We start from the raw sequence: 9,770 nt of genomic DNA, 5'->3' as shown, positions 1-9,770 counted from the left end.
TTAAACAACATATCACTTTCATTTTTTAACTTTACTCCTGATGTAATGATATTTTTATGCTAGCGGAATTAGGATTTATCAGCTTATTATTCGTGACAATATTCACGGCGTGTTTAACACTACTGCCTGCCTACGGCATCTGGCGTAAAAATTCATTTCTAATGCAACTCGCTCAGCCATTGAGTTTACTCTATGCTATTTTTACTACTACAACGCTAGTAATTCTGGCTTATGCCTTTGCGACCAATGATTTTTCATTAGAATATGTTGCCCAACATTCTAATTCTCATCTTCCCCTGTTTTATCAAATTGCAGCAACATGGGGTGGACATGAAGGCTCAATGTTATTCTGGTTATTCTCACTTTCAATTTGGACAGGTTGCTTTGCGTGGTTCAATCGTCACACTGATCCTCGATTGATCACAATTACACTTTCCATTATGGGGTTAATCGGTTTTTGTTTTGCCCTATTTATTTTAGGTTTATCTAATCCCTTTCAACGCTTATTCCCAGCTGCACTTGAAGGACGTGATCTCAATCCAATGTTGCAGGATATTGGCTTAATCGTACATCCACCGTTGCTATATCTAGGATATGTTGGTTTTGCAATTAATTTTGCCTTAATCATTGCTTCACTAATTACCCAACAATTTAATGCAGCATTAGCACGCCTATGCCGTCCTTGGGTTCTCGCCTCTTGGGCATTTCTCACAGTAGGTATTATTTTAGGATCCTGGTGGGCATATTATGAATTAGGTTGGGGTGGCTGGTGGTTTTGGGATCCTGTCGAAAATGCCTCTTTAATGCCTTGGTTATTAGCCACTGGTTTATTACACGGCTTAATCATTTATGAAAAACGTGGCATTTTGATTTACTGGGTAATGCTATTATCTATTTTTACCTTTGCTTTAAGCCTGTTAGGCACTTTTATCGTACGTTCAGGTGTTCTCGCTTCTGTACACGCATTTACCATTGATCCACAACGTGGTCATGCTCTATTGGCAATCTTCTTTTTATTTACCGTAGGTGGCTTAATCCTGTTTGCGCTACGTGCTAATAATCCTCCCTCCATTGTACGTTTCCATGCAGTATCTAAAGAATCAGCTCTACTTATTACCAATATACTATTTTCATTAGCAACACTGATTGTCTTTGTCGGTACTTTCTACCCAATGATTTTTACTATGATGGGCTGGGGTAGTATTTCTGTCGGTACGCCTTATTTTAACCGTCTGTTTCTGCCATTATTATTTCTCTTATTAGGTTTGATGATTTTTGCCCCACAAGCAACCTGGCAAAAGCTTCCACTTGCCAAGATAAAACGAGCTAGCTATTGGGTTATTCCCGCAATTATGCTGACCTTTTTACAAATTTGGCAACAACACACTTTTCAAACGATTGAGATAACTTCATTATCCCCGATTGCTATCAGTTTATTAATCCTTGCTTGGTGGATGTTGTTTAATACATTATTTGCTCGTTGGTATTTTGACCTAAAACAGTGGGGTATGCGTTTAGCTCATATAGGTCTAGCAATCAGTGTTATTGGTGGCACAATCAGCAATTATTACGCTGAAGAAATCAGTGTCAAAATGAAAGCAGGAGATACCCAAACATTACATCAATATCAATTTACTTATTTAGGTTATCGTAACGAAATTGGTCCAAACTATACGGCAGAAAAAACTTTTTTTGCAATTCATCAACAGCAAAAACTGGTTGCTCAGGTCAGTGCAGAACGCCGTTTTTATGATGTGCGCACGATGAATATGAGCGAAGTTGGTATTGTTTGGGGTTGGTTCCAAGATCTCTATATTGTGCTGGGGAATAAGCTCTCTCCCGATGAATTTGCTTTCCGCCTACACTATAAACCTTATATTCGTTGGTTATGGTTGGGTGGATTATTAGTTATGCTAGGCGGTTTCTTAGCTATGTGGGCGGCAAGAAAACCAAAATTATAAAGGATAAATTATGAAACGCTGGTTACTCTTTATTCCTGTAATAGTGATCTTTGGGTTTGTCATTACTTTATTTTTCGGCTTAACCCAAGATCCATTACAAAAAATGCGAGATCATTTGCAAAAACCTCTTCCTACTTTCGCCCTAGCTGACTTAGAAAACAGTAGCAAAACCTGGCAGAATTCAGATTTTCCGCAAGGGCAAGTCTATCTAATCAATATTTGGGGTAGTTGGTGTCAATATTGCAAACAAGAATTTCCATTACTGCATAAAATCACTCAACAATATCAGATTCCAATCATTGGTATTGATTACTTAGATAAACGAGAAAATGCGCTAGCAACCTTACAGCAATTAGGCAATCCATTTAAACTCAATGCTTATGACAGTAAAGGCATATTCGCCGCAGAACTTGGAATTAATGGCGCACCTTATACCTTTATCATCGATAAAAAAGGGATAATCCGTTACTTTTTCGATGGTGGTGCAATCAATGAAACTATTTGGCAACAACAGATGTTACCCTTGATTCAACAATTACAAACGGAATCACTATGAAACGCATAATTCTCCTTTTGTTCACTATTTGTAGCCTTGCTCAGGCAGAAATTGTTGATACATTTCAGTTTCATTCACCTGAAGCCCAACAGCGTGCAATTGCATTAGCAAAGACTTTACGTTGTCCACAATGCCAAAATCAAAATTTAGTCGAGTCTAATGCCGCTGTTGCTTATGATTTACGCCTTGAAGTCTATCAAATGGTGAATCAAGGCAAAAGTAATGACGAGATTATTGCCATAATGACCGATCGTTTCGGCAATTTTGTTCGTTACGATCCACCATTCACTACTAATACCTATTTCTTATGGCTATTACCTCTATTTGGCGTAATTTTAGCTCTTGTGTGCAGTGGATTTTATTTATATAACCGTAAACAAACACGCCATTTGAGTATGCAACAACAGCAACAATTACAAGCCTTTCTGAAACAACAGGATCACCATGACTAATCTATTTTTCTTTATCTGTATCGACTTAGCATTGATGATTATTCTCTTAATATTGTATTGCTATCGCCCTAGTCAAACACCTGATTATGAAAACCAGCAGCTAAATCAACAGTTATTAACACAACAATTAGCATATAGTAAGCGTTGCAATCCTCAATTAGTTAATGAAAGTGCTTACCGTTTCCTACAAGAACAAAAAACGTTTACTACATCACAAAACTTAAGCTTTTATCATCGTAATAGGGCAATATTATTAGGCATAATCATTTTTCTCTTAGTGCTAACTTATTATGCAACTACTCAACGTTGGCAAGCTGTTTTGCATCATCAAGTACAACCCGTTGTCACCTCTACACCACAAAAGCAGAATGAGGATATGATTCTCACTATACAGCGCAAACTACGTGAAAATCCCAATCAAGGTGAAAATTGGTATGAATTAGGCTTAGCCTATGCACAAAATAATGAATTTGATCATGCTTTAGAAGCCTACTCCCGAGCAGTCATTATTTTAGGCCGACAACCACAAATTCTTGGTGCCGCCGCCACTGCACTTTATTATCAAAATAATCAAACGATCACTGAACAAGCACAGCAATGGCTTGATGAGGCACTTAAAAAAGATCCAGAAGATACCACTTCACTCTTACTATTAGCTAATTATGCTTTCCAACAAGAAAACTATTCTCAAGCGATTAAGCTATGGCAACAAATATTGGATAGTCAACGTAAAGTCGATCGGAAATTATTAATTAGAATGATGGATATTGCAGAGGAAAAAATTAGAGTGCAGTAATCTGCACTCTTAGTCAACTTAACGAATTCTAGCTAAACCATCCGCTAAATCAGCGATCAAATCATTGCAATCTTCTAACCCTACATGAATACGTACTAAACTGCCTGTCAGCTTACGTGCTATATTTGGTCGAATACGGGCAATTTCTTCAGGTTGATTCACTAAAATTAATGATTCATAGCCACCCCATGAATACGCCATCGTAAATAAATTGAAATGATCTAGGAATGTAGCAACTTCTTGATCATCTAAGCGTTTGTTTAATTCAAAAGAGAATAAACCACTTGCTCCATGGAAATCACGTTGGAAAAATTGATGCCCTGGACAACTTGGTAGGGCTGGATGATATACAGCTTTTACCTCTGGCTGTTCAGCTAACCAGCGTGCAATTTTGATACTACTTTCACCATGTTGTTGCAAACGCAATGCTAAAGTACGAATTCCTCGTGCTGTCATGTAAGCTGTGTCTGCATCCACCATTTGTCCCATAAGATAAGATTGCTCACGTAATTGATCCCAAGTACGTTCATTTGCTACTGCAGTACCAATCATACCATCAGAATGGCCAACCAAATACTTAGTACCCGCTTGAATCGAAATATCAATATCATGTTGCAAAGCTGGAAATAACAAGCCACCTGACCAAGTATTATCAATAATAATGATCATTTCTGGCTTTTTCGCGCGTATTGCCTGAACCATACTTGGAATATCAGCAACTTCCATCGTTAAGGAGCTAGGTGCCTCCAAAAATACAACTTTTGTATTGTCTTGAATTAACTCAGCAATATGTTCACCAATCATTGGATCAAAGAAGGTTGTTTCTACACCTAATTTTTTTAGCATAACTTGGCAAAACTCTTGAGTTGGTTCATAAGCAGCACCAGTAACTAAAATATGATCACCTTGTGCGACAAATGCCAACAAACTATTACTAATTGCTGCTGCTCCACAAGGGTAGAGATAACAACCTGCTCCACCTTCTAATTCACACATTAAATCTTGTAAAGCAAAATGGGTTAACGTTCCTCTACGCCCATAAAATAAGGATTGTTTAGTCCGTTGACGTGTTGCCGCTTTTTTATCAGCAACAGTATCAAAAACTAAAGATGAAGCACGTTGAATAACAGGATTGACACTACCTTGAGTAACTCGATTTTTACGACCAGAATGGATAAGGCGGGTGTTTTTTTGTTGTATTTGCGTTACCATTATTAAACCTCTCTTGGTAAATATATAGTTTTACATTAATTGATTTGATAGATAAAAACAACTGTATATTCGATAGGGAAAGCGGTATCTTTTACCTCGTCAAAAACAACGAGCTAGTTTAAATTTTCGTTGTTTTTCATCTTAATCATTAATTAGATACTCACAAGGAGATAGTTATGGTATTAGTAACTCGTCAAGCACCAGATTTTACTGCATCAGCAGTTTTAGGTAACGGTGAAATCGTTGATAATTTCAATCTTAAAAAACATATCGAAGGTAAAGCAGCAGTTGTTTTCTTCTGGCCTTTAGACTTCACTTTCGTTTGCCCGTCAGAAATCATTGCATTTGATCACCGTTATCAAGAATTCAAAAAACGTGGTGTTGAAGTTGTTGGTGTTTCTATCGACTCTCAATATACTCACAATGCATGGCGTAAAACTCCAGTAGATAAAGGCGGTATTGGTGAAGTTCAATTCGCTATGGTTGCTGACGTTAAACACGAAATCGCTGAAGCTTATGGTATCGAACATCCAGCTGCTGGCGTTGCATTACGTGCATCTTTCTTAATTGATAAAAACGGTGTTGTTCGTCACCAAGTTGTTAACGATCTTCCATTAGGTCGTAACATCGATGAAATGCTTCGTATGGTTGATGCACTTGCATTCCACGAAGAACATGGTGAAGTTTGCCCAGCTCAATGGTCAAAAGGTAAAGAAGGTATGAAAGACAACCCTGAAGGTGTTGCTGCATACTTGAAGAAAAATGCTGATCAACTTTAATCGTTAATCACTTTTCATTCTTAGCCCCACATTACGTGGGGCTTCATTTTTTATAAAAAATATCACTCAACGAAACATTATTCGTCCAATTTATAAGCAAAACTTGATCTAGTCCAACCAATTTTGCAAGATTTTCCTTTTATAAATCTATTATTCCTATACAATAAACGGCATTTATTAAAAAAGGGGACATAAAAATGCCTAAAATACTTCTTGTTGATGACGATATCGAATTTACAAATTTATTAGCTGAAGTCTTAGCAATGGAAAGTTTTGATGTAGAAGTTGTTCATAATGGTGAGGATGCATTAAATCAGTTAAACCCTAGTATTGATCTCATCTTATTAGACATCATGATGCCAAAACTTAATGGAATTGAAACATTAAAGAAAATTCGTCAAAAATACACAACACCAGTATTAATGTTAACCGCTAGAGGTGATGATGTTGATAGAATTTTGGGCTTAGAGTTAGGCGCCGATGACTATCTTTCAAAACCGTTTAATGATCGTGAATTAGTTGCTCGAATTAAAGCTATCTTACGTCGTGTCAATACTGCTGCAGAAACAAATAATACTAATAATACCTTAGAAATTGACACGTCAAATGATTCTAAAAATATTCATTTTGATGACATTACGCTATATCCAGGACGTCAACAGGTTATGTACCAAGGACGGGATCTTGAACTAACCGGAACTGAATTTGCATTATTACATATGCTCATTCGTAATCCTGGTCTAATTCTGTCAAGAGAATTACTTTCTATCGAGATCTTAGGCAAACGTCTAACACCATTTGATCGTGCAATTGATATGCATATGTCGAATTTACGTAAAAAATTACCACCACGAAGAGATAATTTACCTTGGTTTAAAACACTCAGAGGACGGGGTTATCTCTTAATTACTGATAAATAATATTATGTAGTTCAAATTAATAACAAATTAATAGAACCCTTGTTTCCAAGAAATAAGGGTTTTATTGTAATTAAAAGTATTATTTATGAAAAAACGTATCTCCAAGCCATTTACTTCATTAACAGGACAAATATATCTTTTCTTTATCCTTGTTTTTTGTATTTCTTTTATTATTGCGGTGATCTTACCTTCCCTTGATGCAAGAAATTACACAATTATTAGTGATAAAGAGGTCAATTTTTATAATAATGTAATTTTTTCCATGATGGCAAAAATGGATAACAACAATACTTTCCATCTACAAAAACAGGTTGAATTCATTGAAAGAGAGAAAAATTTAAGATTTGCACTTGTCAATCAATCTGGAAAAATTTTAAATGTAAACTACCAAGATTACACCAATCTAAAAGAGTTTACCCATAGATCTAACAATCCTCTATATCCTCAAAAAAAACAATTTGATAATAAAGAAATTATCGGTCCATTTATTATTAATCTTTCTTATAATGGTGAAAAAACAACACCTTACTATACATATTTCATCAAAAATGTTCCTCCAACTCATCCATTGATAACAAAATTCTTTGATAATTATTTATTAATGCTGTTAGTGATTATTACCTTAACCGCACCACTATTATTAATCCTCTCATATCGCATTACTCAACCTACCACGAAATTGCGTAAAGCAGTAAATAATGTTGCTATGGGACATTTTATTATTAATCCTGAATTAGAAACTGAAGGTCCGGTAGAAATTCGTGCAGTAGGAAAAAGCTTTAACCAAATGGTGACTGCGGTTGAAAATTTATTAAACTCTCAAAAAAGAATGCTTTCTGATATTTCTCATGAATTAAGAATCCCTCTCGCTCGACTCAAACTTTCTGCAGCGATTATTCGCCGTCGTCATGGTGAAACACCTGAATTAGCAAGAATAGAAACAGAAGCTGAACGATTAGAACAAATGATCTCTGATATTTTAAATATCTCTCGTCAGCAAATTAATAGTCATCTTGAACATGAAATCTCCCCAATTACAGATATTTGGGATGAAGTAATAGAAAATACCCGTTTTGAAATTGATCAATTAAATAAAGAAGAACATACAAATAAACAGTTAATTATCGAAAATCATATTGAAAATGTAGATCGTTATTTTATTAATGGAAATATTTCAACGCTGGCCGGCGCATTAGAAAATATTATTCAAAATGCGAAAAAATATGGCAATCAAATAATCAAACTGTCCTTCTTTATCAAAAAAGATCAGCTAATTATTCATATTGAAGATGATGGTAATGGCATTGACCCTAGTGAATATAAACAGATTTTTGAGCCATTTTATCGGGTCGATACGGCACGTACAAGAGAGTCCGGTGGTTTTGGTTTAGGCCTTGCAATCGTATCTAATACGGTTAAACAGCATAATGGCGCTATCGAAGCAATGCAAAGTGAATTAGGTGGATTACTAGTAAAAATCCAATTACCTTTATGGTTTGATTAGAAAAATAGAATTTTTGTGATACAAATTACAAAAAAAAGATTTAATCGTTAAATAATATAAAATTCTTATTCTTTTTACCCTTTAGTTATGTTATGGTTTCGCCCATTTGCTAATCCTATAACAATTAATCGGGGTCTATGAATGGAAGCCTTTCATAATCTAATCAATCAAATTAATGAGCCTTTGTGGAATATTGTGATTATCACTTTATTAGGAACAGGGCTCTATTTCACGCTCTCATTATTCTTTGTTCAAATTCGTTTATTACCGCAAAGTATTCGAGAAATGCTTGGCGGAAGAAATGTTGAACGCAAGCACGCAATTTCGCCATTCCAAGCATTTGTTACTGGACTAGCGAGTCGAGTCGGTGTTGGTAATATCGCTGGCGTATCTATTGCAATTACAATGGGTGGGCCGGGTGCCGTATTTTGGATGTGGGTTACTGCACTACTTGGTATGAGTAGTGCCTTTGCTGAATCTTCTTTAGCCCAATTATTTAAAGTTAAAGATCTTGCCGGACATTTCCGTGGCGGTCCAGCATACTACATTACTTCAGGATTAAAACAACGTTGGTTTGGCTGGTTATTTGCTATCTCTCTTATTCTAACTTACGGCTTTGTATTTAATGCCGTTCAATCCAATACCATTGCAGAAGCCAGTAACGGTGCGTGGGGCTTTTCCCCGCAAGCTGTTGGTGTCGTGTTGGTGATTCTTACCGCACCAATAATCTTTGGAGGGATCCGTAGAATTTCACGCATTGCTGAAGTATTAGTGCCTTTTATGGCATTTCTTTATCTCGCTATGGCGATATATATTCTCTTCAATAACTTGGGTATTGTTCCACAAACCTTAAACCTAATTATTTCTTCTGCGTTCAATTTTGATGCAGCTGCAGGCGGATTCTTTGGTGCAGTATTCTCACAAGCAATGATGTATGGTATTAAACGTGGTTTATATTCTAACGAAGCAGGGATGGGTTCGGCACCAAATGCAGCAGCAAGCGCTGATGTCAAACACCCTGTTAGCCAAGGATTAATTCAAATGTTGGGCGTGTTTGTAGATACCATCATTATCTGTACTGCAACTGCTGTAATCGTCTTACTTTCCGGTGAGTCTTTAACCTCAGGAGTAAGTGGTGCCCAATTGACACAATTAGCCATAGAACATCAAGTCGGCCCTTGGGGAAAAGATTTCTTAGCAGTGGTTTTATTTATGTTCGCCTTTTCTACTATTATTGGTAATTATGCTTATGCAGAAGGGAACATCCAATTTATTAAAAATAATCCAACTGTGATTATGATTTTCCGAATGCTCGTCTTAGCAATGGTTTATTTTGGCGCTGTACAAAAGATGGCTCTTGTATGGGATATGGCAGATACGTTTATGGGGATTATGGCAATGATCAACCTAATTGCTATTTTGCTACTTTCTCCAATAGTGATTCTCTTATTAAAAGACTATCAATCACAACTTAAAACAACAAAAGAGCCTGAGTTTAAAGTAGAAAATTATCCTCAACTGATCAATAAAGTGAAACCAAATATTTGGCGTTAATAATAATTATATAAAAGATAAGGAATTTATTATAAA

At 36.1% G+C, this 9,770-nt stretch carries 9 protein-coding genes; 8 read left to right on the top strand and 1 reads right to left on the bottom strand.

What is annotated here, in order from left to right:
• Nucleotides 1–56 precede the first annotated feature (56 nt).
• Genes PF272_RS11575 through PF272_RS11560 form a run of 4 tightly spaced genes read left to right on the top strand, consistent with a single transcriptional unit; the run spans nt 57 to nt 3,765 of the window.
• The gene (locus tag PF272_RS11575; RefSeq protein ID WP_271142872.1) at nt 57–1,961 is read left to right on the top strand and encodes a heme lyase CcmF/NrfE family subunit; all 1,905 of its coding nucleotides are present in this window, start codon (nt 57–59) and stop codon (nt 1,959–1,961) included.
• A gap of 10 nt (nt 1,962–1,971) precedes the next feature.
• Entirely contained in the window at nt 1,972–2,517 is a 546-nt protein-coding gene (locus PF272_RS11570; RefSeq protein WP_065233664.1) for a DsbE family thiol:disulfide interchange protein, read from the top strand.
• Nucleotides 2,514–2,969, top strand: coding sequence for a heme lyase NrfEFG subunit NrfF (gene nrfF, locus PF272_RS11565; RefSeq protein ID WP_271142871.1), 456 nt, complete (start codon nt 2,514–2,516; stop codon nt 2,967–2,969). The genes PF272_RS11570 and nrfF overlap by 4 nt, the downstream gene beginning before the upstream one ends.
• Nucleotides 2,962–3,765, top strand: coding sequence for a TPR domain-containing protein (locus PF272_RS11560; protein ID WP_271142870.1), 804 nt, complete (start codon nt 2,962–2,964; stop codon nt 3,763–3,765). Before nrfF ends, PF272_RS11560 begins: the two co-directional genes overlap by 8 nt.
• 18 nt (nt 3,766–3,783) lie before the next feature.
• Here PF272_RS11560 and metC read toward each other — a convergent pair whose 3' ends face one another.
• Nucleotides 3,784–4,977 (bottom strand): cystathionine beta-lyase, encoded by a 1,194-nt coding sequence (metC, locus tag PF272_RS11555; protein ID WP_271142869.1) that lies wholly within the window; start codon nt 4,975–4,977, stop codon nt 3,784–3,786.
• 176 nt (nt 4,978–5,153) lie between these two features.
• On the opposite strand from metC, the gene PF272_RS11550 reads away from it, so the two are divergent.
• The 4 genes from PF272_RS11550 (at nt 5,154) to PF272_RS11535 (ending at nt 9,734) form a co-directional block, all read left to right on the top strand.
• Entirely contained in the window at nt 5,154–5,756 is a 603-nt protein-coding gene (locus PF272_RS11550) for a peroxiredoxin C (RefSeq protein ID WP_065233668.1), read from the top strand.
• Nucleotides 5,757–5,953: 197 nt separating this feature from the next.
• Nucleotides 5,954–6,676 carry an envelope stress response regulator transcription factor CpxR gene (gene cpxR / locus PF272_RS11545; protein WP_065233669.1) on the top strand — a complete coding sequence of 241 codons (723 nt, stop codon included), beginning with the start codon at nt 5,954–5,956 and terminating at the stop codon, nt 6,674–6,676.
• A gap of 85 nt (nt 6,677–6,761) precedes the next feature.
• Nucleotides 6,762–8,180: an envelope stress sensor histidine kinase CpxA gene (cpxA, locus tag PF272_RS11540; protein WP_271142868.1), complete on the top strand. Its 1,419-nt coding sequence runs from the start codon at nt 6,762–6,764 to the stop codon at nt 8,178–8,180.
• A 141-nt stretch (nt 8,181–8,321) separates the two neighbouring features.
• Nucleotides 8,322–9,734, top strand: a complete 1,413-nt coding sequence (locus tag PF272_RS11535; protein ID WP_271142867.1) for an alanine/glycine:cation symporter family protein — start codon at nt 8,322–8,324, stop codon at nt 9,732–9,734.
• The last annotated feature ends 36 nt before the right edge of the window (nt 9,735–9,770 follow it).

This window comes from Gallibacterium faecale (genome assembly GCF_027920745.1).
Lineage (GTDB): Bacteria > Pseudomonadota > Gammaproteobacteria > Enterobacterales > Pasteurellaceae > Gallibacterium > Gallibacterium faecale.
The sequence above is the reverse complement of the archived record's forward strand: the minus strand, read 5'-3'. Positions and strand labels throughout refer to the sequence as shown.

Bases quoted from the DNA above. Each gene is read 5' to 3' on its own strand.
- cpxA (WP_271142868.1), top strand. From the start codon at position 6,762: ATGAAAAAACGTATCTCCAAGCCATTTACTTCATTAACAGGACAAATA.
- PF272_RS11550 (WP_065233668.1), top strand. From the start codon at position 5,154: ATGGTATTAGTAACTCGTCAAGCACCAGATTTTACTGCATCAGCAGTT.
- cpxR (WP_065233669.1), top strand. From the start codon at position 5,954: ATGCCTAAAATACTTCTTGTTGATGACGATATCGAATTTACAAATTTA.
- PF272_RS11560 (WP_271142870.1), top strand. From the start codon at position 2,962: ATGACTAATCTATTTTTCTTTATCTGTATCGACTTAGCATTGATGATT.
- PF272_RS11570 (WP_065233664.1), top strand. From the start codon at position 1,972: ATGAAACGCTGGTTACTCTTTATTCCTGTAATAGTGATCTTTGGGTTT.
- PF272_RS11575 (WP_271142872.1), top strand. From the start codon at position 57: ATGCTAGCGGAATTAGGATTTATCAGCTTATTATTCGTGACAATATTC.
- PF272_RS11535 (WP_271142867.1), top strand. From the start codon at position 8,322: ATGGAAGCCTTTCATAATCTAATCAATCAAATTAATGAGCCTTTGTGG.
- nrfF (WP_271142871.1), top strand. From the start codon at position 2,514: ATGAAACGCATAATTCTCCTTTTGTTCACTATTTGTAGCCTTGCTCAG.
- metC (WP_271142869.1), bottom strand. From the start codon at position 4,977: ATGGTAACGCAAATACAACAAAAAAACACCCGCCTTATCCATTCTGGT.